This window comes from Paenibacillus sp. 01T442 (assembly GCF_056398345.1).
In genome coordinates this window covers 190,079-208,482 of the sequence record NZ_JBFTPF010000004.1, presented here as the reverse complement: position 1 = coordinate 208,482, position 18,404 = coordinate 190,079, and the positions used below count along the sequence as shown (strand labels likewise).

The following is an 18,404-nucleotide window of genomic DNA, read 5'->3' as shown; positions in this document are numbered from 1 at the left end:
CTTTCCTCTCCTTATTTCGATGTAGAAGGAATTGAATAGTCTATATTAGCGCATTGAACCGAATACCTTATTCCTGCCTCYGCCGTAAAGCAATAAACCGAACCATCTATAGAGTTCACCACCAGCACATCCCCTTCCTCCCTATTGATCACAAGGGGGGATTCGCTGCGGATTGTACACAAGCCATCCTGTGTGGCATGCAGCACGGCTTCTTTCAGCTGGCCATCTTGCCACTGGATCTCAACCTCGAAGCCGCCCCGCGCGCGCAAGCCGCTAACTCGACCATGACGCCATGCCTTCGGCAAGGCTGGCAGAAGCAAGATTTCATCCCTGTGCGATTGCAGGAGCATTTCTGCGATAGCCGCTGTACCGCCAAAGTTGCCATCTATTTGGAAAGGGGGATGGTCACCAAGCAGACTCGTATGCACAGAATGACTAAGCAGCTCCATCAAATTGATGTAGGCCCTCTCGCCATCATGCAATCTCGCCCAGAAGTTGATGATCCATGCGCGGCTCCACCCTGTATGACCGCCTCCGTGTGCAAGCCGCCTCTCTAGCGTCCGTCGAGCAGCCTCGGCTAAATCCGGTGTATGATGTACGGTAATCTGCTCACCTGGATGCAGGGCAAACAAATGTGAGATGTGGCGGTGACCGAGCTCCACTTCCTCATAATCGACCGCCCATTCCATCAATTGGCCATGTTTGCCAATTGCGGGTTCTGGTAATCGATTCCTTACTTGTTCTAGTTCCTCTAGAAATTCCTTATCCGTATCTAGAACCGTCCCTGCCTCTATACAAGCTGCCAAAAGGGCATGAATAATTTGCGAATCCATCGACGGTCCAATACTTAGAACGCCTTCATTGCCATTCGGCAATCGATACGTATTTTCCGGCGAAAGAGAAGGAACCGTGACTAGACGACCTTGTTCATCCTCGATGAGAAAATCAAGGAAAAACAGCGCTGCTTCCTTCATTATCGGGTACGCTCTTGCACCTAGAAAATCCCTATCTCCACCAAAACGATAGTGCTCCCACAAATGCAAGGACATCCATGCCCCGCCCATCGGCCAGAAAATAGCAGGCACATAAATGCCGCATATGTCAGTCTCCGCCCACAGATTCGTGGTGTGGTGCGCCACAAAGCCTCTGGCACCGTAAATCTCCCTAGCCGTCTTTCGCCCGTTCTCCATTAGTCGATCCATCAGATCGAATACTGGCTCATGACATTCAGCCAAATTGCACACTTCAGCCGGCCAGTAGTTCATTTGCAAATTAATGTTCAAGTGAAAGTCACTTTCCCAAGGCGGTGTGTGACTCTCATTCCATATGCCTTGCAAATTGGCAGGCAGCGAGCCTCGTCTTGAGCTGCCCATAAGTAAGTAGCGGCCATATTGAAAGAATAACGAAATGAGTCCGTGATCCGCTTGGCCCTCCTGGACTCTGACTAATCTTTCATCCGTTGGCAAAGCTTCCACTTCAGCTTCATTGGAATCCTCGATCTCAAGTTGGACACGTTCAAACAACGAACGGTGATCCTTCACATGGTCCTCTCGAACCGCCTCAAATCCTTTGGCAACACTTGCTGCTATACGAGATTGACACACGACAAGCGGTTCGGGATGTCGAAACGTCGTTGCAGCTGCCACATACAAAGTAACACTATCTACCGCTTCCACAGAGACGAAATCGCCAATAATCTGCACGTTCCCACCTTCTGCTACAGCCTTCAATACCGTTGTATACTGAACGCCATCTGGCCCGCATTGCCCTTGCATAACGATGCTTTCCGCACCTTCTTTACCTGACGTGCCTTCAAATGGACGTCGGCTCAAATTCGTTGAGAAGCTGATTGCTCCAGGTCGATCCGAGCTTAAACGAATAACAAGCACCTGATCAATGGCACTTACGAAGATCTCCCTGTGATACGTCGTCCCGTCCAAGGTGTACGAAGTTTTAGCAATCCCCGTAGACAAATCCAATTCACGCCTATAGTTGGTGGTTTCCCCATTTGATTGTCGAAAATAAAGGTTTATATCACCTAGTGTTTGATAGGGTGCAAAGTATTTGGGCCCTGGTGTCATCGCCATACGTGCCAAATACTCGGCATCCTGCGGCTTACCCTCGAACATAAGCCTGCGAATTTCCTCTAGATGTTTATGGGCGTCAGGTTGCTCCCTCTTCTTGGGTCCGCCATACCAGAGGGAGTCTTCATTGATCTGAATCCGTTCTTGCTCCACTCTGCCGAATATCATAGCCCCAAGCTTGCCATTCCCTACTGGAAGAGCGTTTACCCAGTTCTCTGCAGGTCTCCGATACCATAACTTCAGCTGTTGCCGACTCATAAGGATCACCCTTCTTTTTGAAAAGAAACCCGACCACGCCATCAACAGGCACGATCGGGTCCTTTCATTTCATCAGACTTATTTAGATTTTTCTTTGTAGAACTCGTTCGTTTCTTTGAGATGCTGTTGGAAGCTTGGATCATCTTTGAACTGTTTTACCAGTTTATCCCAATCCTCAAGCGTATTTTTTCCAAAAACCACATTAACCATCATATCGTTCAGCTTTTTATCCCAGTCTGCTCCCTTTTCCTTAAATGGCGCTGACTTCATTAAGCCGTAAGTCGGATCTGTGATAGAGGAAATCGCATCAACCACTTTTTTATTGGCTTCGTAAACATCTGTCGGAATACCTGAGATTTTGGCTCTCGAATATTTATCAAAGTAACCGGTTACCCATTGGCCTGTCGTATCACCGGAATATCCTTTTTTCTTGCCTTCTTCGGTTTGCTCAACGCTCCCGTCAGGCTTCACTTTATAGTCAACATCTTGGATGCCGTAAGTAGCAAGATTATAACCTTCAACCGAAGCTGTATAATCATAGACTTCTAGGATTTTCTTCAGCTTCGCCTCATCAACCGATTTCTTATTGATCAGGAATTGTCCATAATAACCACTTGCTTGCTCATAATATGCTTTGCCATCTGGTGCTTTTGGTAATTCCACAGCAATAAGGTTCGCTTGCGGATTTACCTTTTGCAATTCCAAGTTATATTTATAGGCATCAATCACGTTGGCAAATGCTACACCTGCTTTGCCCTGAACGAGCATATCTTTAATTTGTGCTGCCTTGAGAACAGGGAAATCAGGAAGAATACCGCCTGCTTTAAATGATTTGTTCCAGAAAGCTAGTGCTTCTTTGGCTTGTGGTGTATACCAATACGGGATTAGACTGCCGTTCTCTTCTTTCCACTTCGTGCCCGTGCCAAACATGGAGAGCAGATAACTAGCAGGTCCAGGTGATCCTGGAATGACTGCACCATAAGTATCTGGTTTGCCATTGCCGTCTGGATCTTTCTGTGCGAAGGCTTCGAGAACTGTAGCCAGCTCATCCATCGTTTTCGGTTGTTGTAAGCCTAGCTTATCCAACCAATCTTTACGGATTAGCATGGACTCGTGGCCATCCAACGGTCTTACACGTGGAAGGGAGTACAATTTACCTTTCAAAGAAGCATTCTTATATACGTTTTCTGGATACTTAGCTAAGTTTGGATAGTTTTTAATATAAGGACCTAGATCCCAGAAAGCGCCTTGATCAATCGCATTCAAGAAGGCAGGCGTTAAGTTAAAATCTTCTACGAATAGAACATCAGGCAAATCGCGGGAAGCAAGAAGTGCATTCAATTTTTCTGAAATTTGGGCTGCTGGAATCCAATTTAACTTTAGGTTGACGTTTAGCTTCTCATTCAGCTTTTTTACTGCTTCCAACTCACCTGTAGGTGCAGCAGCGAAAGCAAGTGTCGTGATGGAAATATCCGCCGGTGCCGCAGGTTTAGCTGATGCTGCAGTTGTACTCGCTGCTGAAGAACTTGCTGGCCCAGATTCATTCGCTTTACCACAAGCCGCTAAGGAAGCGACTAGCCCTGTTGCTGTTAAGAGTACTGCCAATTTTTTAACCATTGGTTTCATGTAAAGACCTCCCGTTTATATGCTTATTATACAATCAGAATTAGTAACCTGCATTTCCATTACTTACCCGCATCACCCCTCTCAAGCATGTTTCGCTCACCCCTTCACGGAACCAACCATCATACCCTTAACAAAATATTTCTGTAAGAACGGATACACCATGACAATCGGTAAGGAGGAGATTACAACGGCAGCCATCTTGATCACCTGTGGTGGCACAGTACGTTCACTTTCCAGCATAGCAGCCATCGAAGGGTCAGCCATTTGCGATGCAGAAATGAGCAACATTTGAAGAAGTACCTGCAACGGACGCAAGCTGTCACTATTGATGTAAAGTACGCCACTAAAGTACGTGTTCCAATACGCTACAGCGTAGAATAACCCGAAAGCGGCAAGGGCTGAGACGGAGATTGGCAGCATAATGCGAAAGAATACGCCGATATCCGAGCATCCATCCATTTTGGCAGCTTCCTCCAGTTCGTCTGGTATCTCTTGATAAAAATTTTTCATCAGGAAGACGTACCATGCGCTAGTCAATGCCGGCAAGATCAGTGCCCAAATGGAGTCCATTAAACCAAGACTATCTACGAGCAAGTAGTTCGGAATCATGCCCGGATTGAACAACATCGTCATGAGGATCGCAACAAGGAAGAACTTCTTCCCTTTCAAGCGTTTACGGGAAAGCACATAGGCTAGCGCACTTGTAACAATTAAGCTTAGTAAGGTACCGAACACAGCGAGTATTCCGCTTATCCCCATCGCATGAACGAATGCGTTCGTGGAGAAAATGTACTCGTAAGCAGATAAGCTCCATTTCTCAGGTATCAGGACCAGCGACTTCGTCAAGTACTCCGTAGGATCAGTAAATGAAATGATTACAACATAAATGAATGGCAGTAGTGTAACAAGTCCAATAATCGTTAATACCGTATAGTTTAGGACATTAAATATCTTAGAACCCATCTGATTATCCATATTAGTAAAGTCCCTCCTCCCCGAACTTCTTGGCTACACGGTTTGCTGAAACAACCAGTATGAGTCCTACAACCGATTTGAATAATCCAGCAACCGTGGCATAGCTGAACCGACCTTGTTGAATACCAACGCGGTAGGCATACGTATCAAATACGTCAGCCACCTGCGATACGGGTCCGCTTGCCATAAGGAATATTTGTTCAAAGCCTACATCCATGACTTGGCCTAAACGTAAGATTAACAAAACAATAATCGTGCTTTTGATGCCGGGAATCGTAACATTCCTCATCTGCTGCCATCTTGTCGCACCATCAATTTGCGCTGCTTCATAGAGCTCTGAGTTAATCCCTGCAAGGGCAGCCAGGAAGATGATCGTCCCCCAACCCGCTTCCTTCCAGATACTTTGAGCTGTGAGCATGGCCCAGAAATAATTAGGCTCCGATAGGAATTCAATCTTATGCCCGCCGAACTCGACGATTAATTGATTAATGACCCCGCTGCTTTGGCCCAGAATCAGGAAACAAATGCCGACGATGATCACCCATGATAAAAAGTGAGGTAAATAGATGACCGTTTGTACGAATTTCTTAAAGGGTAAACTCTTCACCTCATTCAGCAATAAGGAAACCACAATGGGAATGGGGAAGAAAAACACGATATTCAGAAGTGAGATCGCCATCGTATTTCGAAACAACAGCATAAAATCGGGATTCGTGAAAAACTCATGAAAATATTTCAATCCAACCCATTCGCTATCCCAAAAACCTAAATAAGGAGAGTAATTTTGAAAAGCAAGCAATAATCCCCATAACGGTACATACTTGAATATGAGGAAAAATAGTAATCCTGGCGCTGCCAATACATATAGATATTTGTCACGCTTTAGCGCGACTTGCCACTCGTGTACTCCTGATTTCTTAGATGTCTTTCTTTCTTCTAGTCCACTCGGGATCGCTTTCTGAAACTGTTCCACCTGACTATGTGACAATGTCATCACCTCTCATTATTACGTTGGCATCTCGTTGTTTTGCTTGAAACGATCGTACCTGATCGTAAGTCATAGGGACAATGACCAATTCTTATTCACGTTTTTCTCAAAAGACAAAAAAAGAGAAACCCCGTAACTACGGGGGTTCTCTTCCTATTTTCCTCATTTTTTGCTTCATAATGAATCCATATAACGATTTTTGGGCATTCTAATTTTCCTCGTCTGATCCACGGAATTGACCTGGCGTCACACCCATTTGCTTTTTAAATACCCGGATAAAGTTCTTCATCTGATACCCAACTCGCTCAGCCACATCTGACACCGATAAATCCGTCGTACGAAGCAACTCAATGGACTTCTCAATCCTTACCTTGGTCAAATATTCAATAAAGGAGAGATCCTTTTTCTTTTTGAACAGCTTGCTTAAATATTGCGGACTTAATCCACAAATTTGCGCACATTGATCCAACGACAAATCAAAATGATAGTTCTCCTCCATATACCGAACCACTTTCGCAATCAGCTGCTCATGCTCCTGATGCTGCTTGCCATGCACATAAGCAACAATGGGCTCGACCAATTGCTCTTTAAACCAGGCATTCAGTTCGTAGGTCGTACTGATATTGCGGATATGAAGATACGGATCTTCATTCGACTCGCCAAATAATTGCGCTGTATCCAATCCGAGCATGTAGGCCGTACGAATCGCAGCAGTTAGCAGTCGATAATACGACATTTGAATGAGCTCAGGCTTCTGAATCGCAGCGCCCATCGATTTTGCAAACTCATCCATCATCCTGACCGCTTCATCACGATCGCCAAGCTGCAAGGAATTCTCGAAATGAGTTTCGATTTCCAACGGATACCGATAATGCATGTCGGAATGACTTTTACCACTCGTATGAGCTATGACTTGATTGCCGCCAACAATAATACGAGAACGAACCGCAAGCAGCGCCTCTTCGTATAGTTCAGGCAACTCGCTAATTTGCTCGCTTTTTCCACTAAGCCCAATCGTAACCTGCAGATGCAAATAGTCAGATACAAGCAACCGCAATCGCTCGGCAAATTGTTTGATGTCGGACTCATCGTCTTCCGCTTGCAGCGGATCCCTATACAGCCAAACAGCAACCTGATCATTCAGCAGATTGATGCCTATGCCCTCCATCCCATGGGATTGTATAAGTTCACTCGCTATATTTTTCACAGCAAAAACAATTAACTCACGGTCATTTTCTTGGAAACGAACCTTTCCTTCTGACTGCAAATCGAAGGCAATTACGATCACGATGCTTTCCTTATCTGCAGGCACGTTATACCTCCGAAGCATGGAGGCCAGTTGATCCTCGGAATAATAGAGGAATCGCCCTTGCAAGAGCTGCAAAGCAAAGATTTCACGAATAAGCGGCAGCTGGTCACTAAGTTGTTGCTGCATGTCATTAGCCGTACTGCTGAGCTCGGCCCATCGTTTGTGCACGAAGCCCACTTCATCGGTTTCCACTTCATCGGTTTGTCCGTCTTTGACATAGGCGACAAGATTCTGAATGGGACGATAGACACGACGTGTACCCCACAGCGTAATGAGCGCACCCAACACCAAGCATATAAGAACGATAACCAGTGTGATTAATTTAATCCCATTTGATTTCGCATTCAATTGATCAATCGGAACCATATTGATATATTGCCATTTGTTAAAAGAAGAAGTAATCGGGGTCGCCATATATTCGATTCCATTAAAGGCGAACTGGAAACGCTGCTCGGAACCCTTTTGAGTAACGCGATCAAATAAACCTGGGGGAACCTCACTTCCACCCATGGAGGTAATAAGCGCTCCCTTGTCGTCCAAGATGAACATTTGTTCACCTTTATAGCTAATAAAACGTTTCATAATATTTTGGAACAGCTCTTCATTAATCCGTATAAACATGAGCCCGATAGGCTGTTTAGCAAGCAGCGGCATTTTGGCAATTAACGTTACACCATTGTCGTTATATCCTGGTATTGAAGAATAAGGTCCACTGACCCATTTGAGCTGATCATTGGTCGCAAGCTCTTTCAGCAGCGCCTCGCGCTCTGCTATACCTTCAATTCGCCTCCCCCCATAAATAGGTGAGATCAAATATCCTTCATCCGGCACGTACATCGCAACGTCGCCAACTTCTTTGTTCCCATTCATCAGCGCAGATAATTCACTAGAACTGCGGGAATAGAAGCCCGCATAATTCGTATTTTTCAGTTCAGTCAAATTCGAGCTAAAAAAATAACCCAGCAGCATTTGAATCGCATTGTTTTGAATCCGATCCAACGTCGAATCGATCGTCGAGGATACGTTATTTAAAATCCGAACATTCGATTGATTCACTTCACTTTGTACAGCGGAGGCTGAATATAAATAACTCCCAATCCCAACAACGAGAACGGGAATAATCGCAGCGAACAATGACAAGGTGATCATATTGCGAAAAATCGTTTTACGGTGAAAAAAACGCTTCCAAAAATTCGTAAGTATTTTGCGCATGGCAATCACCTCATTAACGGAATAATGAGCATTTTAATCGGTTATACCTATAAAATCAAGTCTTCTGAGAATAAAGATGACCCGACTTCGTCTAGCAGACAAAGTCGGGTTGTAACCGTTCAAATGAGTTTGATTACTTTATGACTTTAAAAAGGCAATAGCGTTTAACAGCCTCTCAGCAAATGCTGCTTCGATCTTTTTGCCTGATTGCGCACGAATATGATTTTCTAACGCATTGAATGCTTGCTGTACTAGTGCCTGATTCAAATGTTTTTGAAGAACATCAATCATGACTAGCAAGCTATTATATATGCCTTGATTGGTAATCCAACCTTGCTGATACGCATAACTTACTAACTCATCCAAATGGCCTACATCCATGACTACTTTTAGCGTGTACGCTGATCTTGATTCGTTCCCAGCCGTGTCAGTTGCCGTAACGACTACAGCATGATCGCCAATAGGCAGACTTAAAGGACTGAACGTGTAAGGGATGCTTACTTCAGTACCGTTCAATTGAAGCGACTTCCCCACTATGCCACTAACAGGATCGGAAATATCGAAATTCAGGCTGCCGCCAGCCGTCCAGTAGACAGCCATCGAAACTGTTGGAACGATGCCGGGAGCCGTTGCATCGATTTTTACAATCGCTGTTCGGATCCCCTCTTGATTGCCGGCATTGTCCACGCTGTAATATTGGATTTCATGTACGCCATCTTCAGCGATCGTAACCGAGTTCCCTTCCATAAACGTGCCGCCATCCAGTCTATAGAACGTCTTCTGCACGCCGCTGCCCTCGTCGCCTGCAGTCAAAGTCACAGTCTGGGCATTGCGCTGCCAATCTGGCTTTGCATTATCTGTTGTAATTGGTGCTGTCGCATCCTTCTTGAACGTTACGGCGTGTGTTTTGCCTACTGAACCTGCTACGTTGATCTGGAGCTTTAACGTKGGCAACGTTTGTACAATCGTAACCGTATCATCACTTCGTACGAGGGATAACGCAGCTTTGTTCAGTTCAAGCGTAATCGCACTTTGCTTTTGTGTTGGATCGGATACGGCAATGGTTAATTCCGTTTCAGATTCCTTCACCATGACAGATGATGGATTACGTGCTGTAATAAAATCAACTGTACCTGGATTCCAGAAATTCGCTGCCGTAATACCGAGCTTCTTCTCTCTAACCGCATGCACATCTGTCGTATTGCTTAATACTTCAACATCGGGCGCATTGCTGTAAAGCTGAGTTGCCGCAGTGTCTTTATGTGGCAGCATCACGTACGAATACGCAGCATTCGAAGGCGTTGCCCCGTGTTCAAAGGCCAGGCTCATGTAATTCCGAGTGATTGGCGTCGCCGATTGGCCGCTGTTAATGTCGCTCCATTTGCCAGTTCGGGCCTCACGCAGTCCATAAACGCTTGTCGTCTCTGGGAAATAATAGCCCATATCCGTTCCCGGCATATTTCCAGCCAAATGAGCCCACTTGACGTTCCCCATGTTCTCCGACCAACCGAGTTGACTTGTTTTGGCTGCGCCATTCACGATGAGCACATTATCACCCGCATCACTCAGCTTGCGGTTATCAATGATCGTTTCTACAGGCTGTGGTCCAGCACTGGTACTTGAAATACCTGCGCCCAATGCAACGATTTCATCATCGAACATAAACCACGATTTTTTACCTTGCAGGTCGCTTCCGGTCACTTTGGCCAAGGAAAAGTCCATGCCTGAAGCGCCGTAAAGCCCATCGATCGTCGATCCACCCACCCACTCTTTCGCGTTCATGTACGAGGTCCATTCACCTGGCGTCACGCCTTTGCCAGAGCCGTTCGTTGTCGTTCCTGGCAAACGAAACGAGTCTACAGTCGGCCAGAAATCATTACGATATTGGCCTAGATCTTGATCGTAAAGATACGTCATACCGATCCCCGTATACCAACCTTTTAGATTCTCGTTATTCCCTTTTTCAAAAGCCGAGATACGATTAGAGAACATGCTGACTCCGAAACCATATCCCTCACGCAAATGAACAACCCGGTCCATACCAGCAAATACTTGGTTTTTCAGCAATTCTCCTCGAGGCTGTATTGAGGCATCGTTTAAGAGATTTTTGACAAGACTCAAATCGTAAACAGATAAGCCATCGAAATAATTGGTATATGTCGTATCCGCCAAAATCCACGCCATCGCCATTCGCTTAATGGATAACGCCACATCCGCTGGCGCCCCTTCGGCTAAGCGAAGCAACGTTGTAATCGTGCCTCTGGCGCTGCCTGAAGCTTGCCTCGACATACCTCTGCCATTGACCATATCCATGTAGAGACCTTTATATATGACAGGCTCAAACGTATCTGACACCCATTGATACACGTTATTGACGTTGGGATCCGTTACCGGCCAAGGAGAGCCATTCAACAAGAAGGTCATATCTGCGGCTCKGCTTAGCCAAACTGCTCCGTATCCCGCCGTATACGCTATATTGGTGTGTTGAACAAGCGAGCCGTCTTCATAAACACCGTCCCCATGATCGGCGTAAACAAATTCTGGACCCATCACATCGCGTCCTTGTATAATCTTTGCACTGTTTTTCCCGATTACACCCCGAACCGTTACAACCAATGCTTTATCCAACAGATTAGCCCCCGTCATTTTGCTTCCTTTGACACCAAGAACGGAGCCAACTTTGGGATCTGGACAAAACTTATCAATCGGCTTTATGTACTTAGTGATCTGCCCCTGAGTCAATTGCCCGTACATGAGCACGATGAGATCATTTAAGGTTTGCGGGACCCCAATCTCCCAGTCCCACCAATTCCCATAGGGGTTCTTGTTTTCGTTATATCGGTTCGTATACATCCATTCCATAGCGCTCACGATATCATCTCGCAACAAAGTGCTTTGATACAAGGGCGTCCCTGGCATGGAGTAGGCTAATGCCATCGTTTTTAAACGTGCATACCCCGTACTAATCTGGCTCGAATCTGTTGTACTTGTCAAATCACTCCATAGATTTGTCCGATTACCGACTTTAATCAATGTGTCCCATAAACCTATTTGAGCAGCATTCGATACACTGTCTGCCAGTTTAGTGAGGTTAGCCGCCATATCTGGATCAGCAGGATTGAACAGGGCACCGCCCGTTAGCTTGTCGTTCCATTTCTGTCGAAGCGCATTGTACGATGCTGCCATTTCCGCTGATTCCACGTTGATTGTACATTGTGCTGAAATCGTCCCATCTGGTGTCGCAACGGTAATGGTTGCCGTCCCAACCCCTACGGCCGTCACGTTTCCACTACTGTCCACTGTGACTGCACCTGGATTGCTTGACGTCCACATCACCGTTCTGTCCACTGCATTCGAGGGAGTGAGCACCGCAGTGAGCGTAGTCGTTGTATCTTTTGTCATAGATATCGCGCTTGGGTCCAAAGCAATTCCTGTTACGCCGTTATATTCCTCCAGACTTACTTCATCGAACCATACTTTCCCCATACCTGTCTCCAGAAATGGTTCGATGACCAATTTGGTTGCATTCGATGGAATTGTCATAAAAACCTGTTGCATCTTCCAATCGTTCGTACCTAACAATTTGGGGGTTGAGGGACCATCTCCAACTTTGCTTGCGTTATAAAATTGTGTTCTGAAGTATACTCCTGTACCTGTCACATTCTCCGTTTTCAACCACATTTTCAAGCGGTAGGATTTCCCCGCGGTCACCGGTGTTACCGTCTGATTAATGGAGACTCTGCTTGTTGCAAATGCATCTACCAATACGGACTTAGTTCCCTCATGGGCTATCGTTGAATCAAACGTGACATTGACGGTTTTATTTGGGGCCTTCCCGCTTCCAGTAGGAATCCATAGCCCCCAGCCCACAGGAGCATTCGCGCTGCTCCAATTAGCATCCGTGGCCGTTGTCGCCTGTTCGAAGCTTCCGTTCGTCATCAAATTCACCGCAGCGGCTTTCGCCTGATTGGTTGCGCTTTCAAAAAATGGGACAGTTGAGGCAACCACACTAAAAAGCAAATTAGCAGCTAACAGCATACTCACTTTCTTTTTAACCTTCTTCATCAATTCATCCTCCCGATCTCATTCTATCCAGCTCTTACACAACTCCGATCCTACCTGACTGGTTGTTCCGTGACAATGACCAATTATTGCTGACTACATTGTCGGAGACGAAAAAAAGAGAACCCCGTTGTTACAGGCTTCTCTATCGATTCAATGCACTTTTTTTAACATAGTAAGATCCTTCATATCCAATTTTGAGCATCCTAATTTGCGTTGTTTGCCTGTCAGTAAGTCTAATCAGAAATCTTCATTGACTTTAACCGCTAACCCATTTATCATAAATGTCAGTGAGTACTGACATTGTTTCGGAAGAGGGATACCATGGACGACAGCAGTAGCAGCAAAATGGGAAGCGGAGATAAGCTGCTATTAGCTGCGCTCCATTTAATCGCAGAAAAAGGCTATAACGGCGTAACGACGCTGGAAATTGCCACCGCGGCTGGCCTTAGCGAGAAGACGTTATTTCGCCATTTTGGCACGAAACAGAAGCTTCTAGAGGCTGCTTTCGACCGCTATCATTATGCAGAAGAGATGAAGAAACTGTTTGCTGAGAAGCTTGTTTGGGATTTGGAGACAGATCTTCTTCTCGTTAGCACGACCTACCATGAGATCATGAACCGTAATCGAAAAATGATTCAAATAAGCCTCAAAGAAGATGAAGGCCAATTGCCCGGATTTCGTGATCGTACCCAGAAGCATCCGCAGCAGTTGCTGGAGATCCTAACGAACTATTTCATTGAAATGTCCGCACAAGGGAAAATCGTCACAACGAACCCTGAGCTGCATGCCTTTACCTTTATTATGATGCATTTCGGAGCTTTTATGAATGATCTTGATGCTCAAAAAAGTTATCCTGGCATTACCTTAGCTCCCTTCGTGCAAGAGAGTATCCAATTATTTGCTAGGGCTTTACGGCCCTAGTTTTTTTCTCGCCCCAATGTCAGTCAGTACTGACAGTCTAACTTAGAAAGGTTGTGTCCTTTAATGGCAACCAAAGCACCCTTGCAAACCGCTGACAAATTAATGCGCATCCTCATGTTCACGATGGCCCTCTCCATGATGAGCGGCGTCATGTTCAATATTGCTCTGCCMAAAATTAGCACCGAATTTCATCTGACGATTTCTCAGGTAAGCTGGCTTTCTTCTGCTTATATCTTGATATATGCCATCAGCGCAGTCACCTATGGGAAGCTGGCAGATCGCTACAGGTTAAAAGATTTAGTCACTTTCGGTCTCCTTTTGTTTGCGCTAGGCTCCTTGATCGGTCTGACCTCGCAAACGTTCGCCATGGCGCTCGTCGGTCGATGTTTGCAAGCTTCTGGCGCCGCCGTTATACCTGCAATGTCGATGATTATTCCCTTGCGGTTCTTCCCACTGGAACGAAGAGGAGCAGCCCTTGGCATGACTGCGGTCGGCCTGGCCTTCGGTAATGCACTGGGCCCCGTTGTCGCGGCTTTACTTGTAAGCACACTTCAATGGCGCTGGCTCTTCGCCGTCTCTCTCGTTGTGCTAGCCGCACTTCCCTTTTACCGCAAATATCTAGGCAATGAACAGCCAGTAAGTTCAAGCAAGTTCGACTGGATTGGCGGCGGATTGTTAGGTGTCACCATTGCTTTACTACTGCTCAGCGTGACGAACAGCGTCTGGCTTTTACTCGGCGCACTGCTTGTTCTTGGATTATTCATGGTGCGTATTCGTACCGCGGGTGAGCCATTTATTGCACCGAAGCTTTTTCAAAATCGAAAATACACGCTCGGGCTTACACTTTCGTTCCTCATTAGCGGAAGCTGCTGCTCGCTCTATGTACTCAGTCCCTTGCTGTTAACGGATGTTCAACACCTACCTTCGGTTTGGATTGGCTTTGCCTTGGTTCCTGCCGCTGTCGCGTCTGCCCTATTTGGTCGCAAAGGTGGCAAGCTTGCCGATGCCAAAGGTAACTCGCATGTTGCCTACATGGCTTCCAGCTTATTGCTAGCCTGCTTCCTGCTGCTTGCCACATTTACTGGTAGCTCGCCGATGCTTATTGCCGTTTTCCTGGTTCTGGGCAATGTCGGTCAATCCTTCATCGTCATTGCGGTGAACAATTCCGTTTCCCGGACCCTACCGCAGGATCAGGTTGGCGTAGGTATGGGCATGATGTCAATGGCCAATTTCATCGGGCAAGGTATCGCCATCGGTCTGTATAGCAAGGCCGTCGATCTAGGGTCGGCTTCGATGACTAGCTGGAATCCACTTTTCAGCCACGGATCTGGTACTATTTTTAGCAATATCTATGTCGTGTTGGTCGGTTCACAGCTTATCATACTCGGTCTGTATTATGTTTCGTTCGGAAGACAGAATCGTCGAGTAAACGCGACTCAACCCAGTGTTTTATCGAATATTTAGAGATCGTCGACAAATTCCGACAAAGCTCCGCCCTCTCTACATGTAAAATATGAAATGAATCTATTATTTCGTATTCATATTACATCTTACTAGGGGGAAGTCATGGTTTTGCATAAAAGAAAGTTACTCCTTGCACTCGTTTCACTCTTTACCGTCTTCAATCTTTCCCTTGGCACACTCGGCTATGCTCAAGAACCGAATGATCTAGCCAGCACATCCACTGCGCCTTCCTTCAATGAGAACGACATCGTTCCGGGGAAGGTGCTTGTGAAATACAAGCAACAGCCTGCTGCTAACGGTATACAGGCATTGTCCGCGCACTCCGCTTCTGCTTGGACAACGCTCAATTTCAGCGATGAGCAATCTGTCTCAGATAAGGTCGCTGAACTTCAAAAGGACCCGAATGTGGAGTATGCAGAGCCGGTTTATAAGGTGCATTTGATTGCGACGGATGTATCACCCACTGTCTCACAATCGGTCTATTCTGGAACTGAGGGATATAAGCGGACTTGGGGGAAGCTTGCGTCACACGTCGATCAAATGGGTACATACTCCAACCTCACTCAGAATCAGAGTGTCAAAGTGGCCGTGATGGATACTGGTATTGATATGACACATCCAGCTCTACAAAATGCTATAATCCAAGGTCAAGGTTACGACTTTGTAAATAATGATAACAATGCTCAAGACGATAATGGTCACGGCACACATGTTTCAGGTATTATTGCAGCGCAGCCTTATGGCGGCGCCGATGTAGGTGTCGCTCAAGGCGTCCGAATTATGCCACTTAAAGTTCTTGATAGTACTGGTGGTGGGGATACGAGCTATTTGTACCAAGCTTTCCAATACTTGCAGACCCATCCAGTTGATGTGATCAATATGAGTTTGGGCAGTTATGGAAACAGTAAAGCCATACATGACATTATTAAAACAATTCATGATCAAGGTACTGTGATTGTTTCAGCCGCAGGCAACGACAGTAACAATTGGAAGAAGGATGAAATAGGTCAATACTCTACGCAACCTTGGGATACTACAGATACCCACCGTACTGCCTATTTTACTAGCTACCCAGCAGCCTATGAAGAAGTGATAAGTGTTGGTGCTGTAGCCCAACTTTCTGATCTAAGCTTTGCGATTGCGGATTTCTCTAATATAGGCAAAATAGATGTCGTCGCACCCGGCGTTAATATCTATAGCACAATTATTGGCAGCAGCTATGATTATAAGTCAGGAACATCCATGGCTACGCCTTTTGTTACAGGACTGGCTGCTTTACTGAAAGCTGCTAATCATAATCTGGAGGCAGAAGACATTCGTCTCATTCTTCAGACGTCAGCACAGCCAACCGCTCTACAATCGTTGCAGGTAAATATCTATGAACCATCCATCCACTATCCATATAACTATGTTTCGCAAACGATGGCTTATGGTACTGGTCTCATTAATGGCATTCGCGCATTTGAAGTGCCTAGGCTAAAAATCACTTCGGTTCCTCCAGCTGCGAATTTCCCAACCAATCCTACAGTCAATTATGACTTTAAATTGGTCAATGTTCAGAATAGCGTCGTCAATGTCACCTATTCAGTGTACCTTGAAGCGAGAGCTTTTAATGCAACGACAGATGACAGAGAGAAAGATACAACTTATGACTTTGTTGCACCTGCTTGGGATCACCTTCAAATAGGTCAAAAAAGATTAACAGCTACGATGGCAAATAACGATCCTGTGCATGACTTTTATATTTTCGGGACATGGGAAGAACCCGCTCCTTCTGGTGGCGTTTATATTCACCGTTCGAACGCCTTTACTTTCTACAATCCACCAACTGCACCACAGGTTAGCTTAGCTCCTGGAACGTACAAAGGAACTCAGAAGGTTACCCTCACCTCTTCATACACGACTGGTACCATTTATTATAAGCTCGAACAGGCAAATAAGGCCGCACTTATTTCTACTTTTCCAATAACAGGTGGTGAGCTATCACTTAGTGAAAATACTAACTTAACTGTTGCTACTAAACATAATAATGTATTCAGTAATGATGCGTACTATCAGTATACGATTACCCCTGTAGGCGGTGGCGGCGGTGGTGGTGGAGGCGGCGGCAGCTCACAACAACCTCCCTTCCTCAATGCCGATGGGAAAATGGCGTATGAGTTCAAACCAGCACACGTTGATTTATTAATCTTATTAAATAAAGCTTTGTCAGACTTAACCCTTGATGCCAAAACGAAAGAAAATGTGGATGTCCTCTCCGTCGAGATGGATGCTGATATTGTTCAAAAAGCTTCGCAAATGAACAGACCCATCGTTATTGCGGCTAATGATATCAACATGCAGATTCCACCAAATGCTTGGCCGATCAAGCTTTCGACTGGCAAAATCCTATTTACATCAAGCAAAACCAATACATCCATCCCGAATTTCACTTCAGCATCCGCTACTTATGATTTCTCTGTAACCGAGGATGGGTCGAAAATTAATTCATTTGCTTCACCTGTAAAGGTTACTATTCCTTTTGATGCCAAAAAGGTCAAAGATGTTCATAAACTAAGCGTTTATTTCTATGATGAAGCACAAGGTGCTTGGACGCCGATCGCCGGCACTCTTAATTCGGATGGCACCATGACGGCTTCACTTGCCCATTTCTCCAAATATGCTGTTCTCGAGAAGCAAAACGAGACAATCCTTAAGGACATTAAGGATCATTGGGCACAAAAAGAAATTGAAAACCTGGCTGGCAAAGGGATTATCGATGGTATCGATCAAGACTCCTTCCAACCTGATACAACATTAACAAGAGCACAATTCGTCACCATCATCGCTAAAGCATTAAAATTACAAGCAGGTAGCAAAACAGACATATTCCAAGATGTTTCCGCGGATGCTTGGTATCAGAATTCCGTCTATGCCGCCTATTCAGCGGGTATTATTAGCGGCATGAGCGAGCACACCTTTGTTCCGGATGCTCCTATCACACGGGAACAAATGGCTCTCACTATGGTCAACGCTTATTTACATGCCACAGGCAAAAAGCTTGAAGATCTCGTCACCACACAAGAAGTCAAATATGCCGACGAAGGCACGATTAGTACATGGGCTAGATCCTATGTCCGAATCGCTTCTGCCCTAGGCCTACTCAGCGGAACGACAGGAGGACAATTCGCACCTGCGGATAACGCCTCTAGAGCACAAGCAGCGGTTGTGATTTACCGTTTGTTGGACAAAGTACAATAAGGGCTGCGCTCTAAGCCCAACTACAAAAAACCATGGAAGGCGGCCGTACAGCCGTCTTTCATGGTTTTTTTGCATTTTCAACCACACAAGATGGCATCCCCCGTATCCTAACGGACATGGGAGGCGTTATTCCGCACTATTTGCTCCTTTTTCTGATTTTACGGACAGCAACGACGCTATCCCACCATTTTGCTAGTCCAACTTGTTCCTTTTTACCAAATAGCGTCACACATGTCCGTTATCACCGTGACCGCCACCGTAT

At 45.7% G+C, this 18,404-nt stretch carries 9 protein-coding genes; 3 read left to right on the top strand and 6 right to left on the bottom strand.

Going from position 1 to position 18,404, the window contains the following annotated elements:
• Positions 1-11 precede the first annotated feature (11 nt).
• The 6 genes from AC1DLM_RS06385 to AC1DLM_RS06360 form a co-directional block, all read right to left on the bottom strand.
• Positions 12-2,342 (bottom strand): glycoside hydrolase family 95 protein, encoded by a 2,331-nt coding sequence (locus AC1DLM_RS06385; RefSeq protein WP_441989440.1) that lies wholly within the window; start codon positions 2,340-2,342, stop codon positions 12-14.
• A gap of 78 nt (positions 2,343-2,420) precedes the next feature.
• Positions 2,421-3,968 carry a type 2 periplasmic-binding domain-containing protein gene (locus AC1DLM_RS06380; protein WP_441989439.1) on the bottom strand — a complete coding sequence of 516 codons (1,548 nt, stop codon included), beginning with the start codon at positions 3,966-3,968 and terminating at the stop codon, positions 2,421-2,423.
• A 96-nt stretch (positions 3,969-4,064) separates the two neighbouring features.
• Positions 4,065-4,943: a carbohydrate ABC transporter permease gene (locus tag AC1DLM_RS06375; protein WP_171632160.1), complete on the bottom strand. Its 879-nt coding sequence runs from the start codon at positions 4,941-4,943 to the stop codon at positions 4,065-4,067.
• Between the two features lies 1 nt (position 4,944).
• Positions 4,945-5,937, bottom strand: a complete 993-nt coding sequence (locus AC1DLM_RS06370; protein WP_441989438.1) for an ABC transporter permease — start codon at positions 5,935-5,937, stop codon at positions 4,945-4,947.
• Between the two features lie 202 nt (positions 5,938-6,139).
• A complete protein-coding gene (locus AC1DLM_RS06365; protein WP_441989437.1) occupies positions 6,140-8,452 on the bottom strand; it encodes an AraC family transcriptional regulator in 2,313 nt (770 codons plus the stop codon).
• Positions 8,453-8,590: 138 nt separating this feature from the next.
• Positions 8,591-12,517 carry a polysaccharide lyase family 8 super-sandwich domain-containing protein gene (locus AC1DLM_RS06360; RefSeq protein ID WP_477569445.1) on the bottom strand — a complete coding sequence of 1,309 codons (3,927 nt, stop codon included), beginning with the start codon at positions 12,515-12,517 and terminating at the stop codon, positions 8,591-8,593.
• Positions 12,518-12,838: 321 nt separating this feature from the next.
• On the opposite strand from AC1DLM_RS06360, the gene AC1DLM_RS06355 reads away from it, so the two are divergent.
• The 3 genes from AC1DLM_RS06355 to AC1DLM_RS06345 all read left to right on the top strand — a co-directional run bounded on the left by AC1DLM_RS06355 (position 12,839) and on the right by AC1DLM_RS06345 (position 18,142).
• Entirely contained in the window at positions 12,839-13,438 is a 600-nt protein-coding gene (locus AC1DLM_RS06355) for a TetR/AcrR family transcriptional regulator (protein WP_441989435.1), read from the top strand.
• A gap of 63 nt (positions 13,439-13,501) precedes the next feature.
• Complete coding sequence (locus tag AC1DLM_RS06350; protein ID WP_441989434.1) at positions 13,502-14,902, top strand: MFS transporter; 1,401 nt, start codon at positions 13,502-13,504, stop codon at positions 14,900-14,902.
• Between the two features lie 108 nt (positions 14,903-15,010).
• Positions 15,011-18,142 (top strand): S8 family peptidase, encoded by a 3,132-nt coding sequence (locus tag AC1DLM_RS06345; RefSeq protein ID WP_477569444.1) that lies wholly within the window; start codon positions 15,011-15,013, stop codon positions 18,140-18,142.
• Positions 18,143-18,404 lie beyond the last annotated feature (262 nt).

What these genes read in the sequence shown, in the direction of transcription:
- AC1DLM_RS06375 (WP_171632160.1), bottom strand. Translation starts at nt 4,943, where the DNA reads ATGGATAATCAGATGGGTTCTAAGATATTTAATGTCCTAAACTATACG.
- AC1DLM_RS06365 (WP_441989437.1), bottom strand. Translation starts at nt 8,452, where the DNA reads ATGCGCAAAATACTTACGAATTTTTGGAAGCGTTTTTTTCACCGTAAA.
- AC1DLM_RS06355 (WP_441989435.1), top strand. Translation starts at nt 12,839, where the DNA reads ATGGACGACAGCAGTAGCAGCAAAATGGGAAGCGGAGATAAGCTGCTA.
- AC1DLM_RS06370 (WP_441989438.1), bottom strand. Translation starts at nt 5,937, where the DNA reads ATGACATTGTCACATAGTCAGGTGGAACAGTTTCAGAAAGCGATCCCG.
- AC1DLM_RS06380 (WP_441989439.1), bottom strand. Translation starts at nt 3,968, where the DNA reads ATGAAACCAATGGTTAAAAAATTGGCAGTACTCTTAACAGCAACAGGG.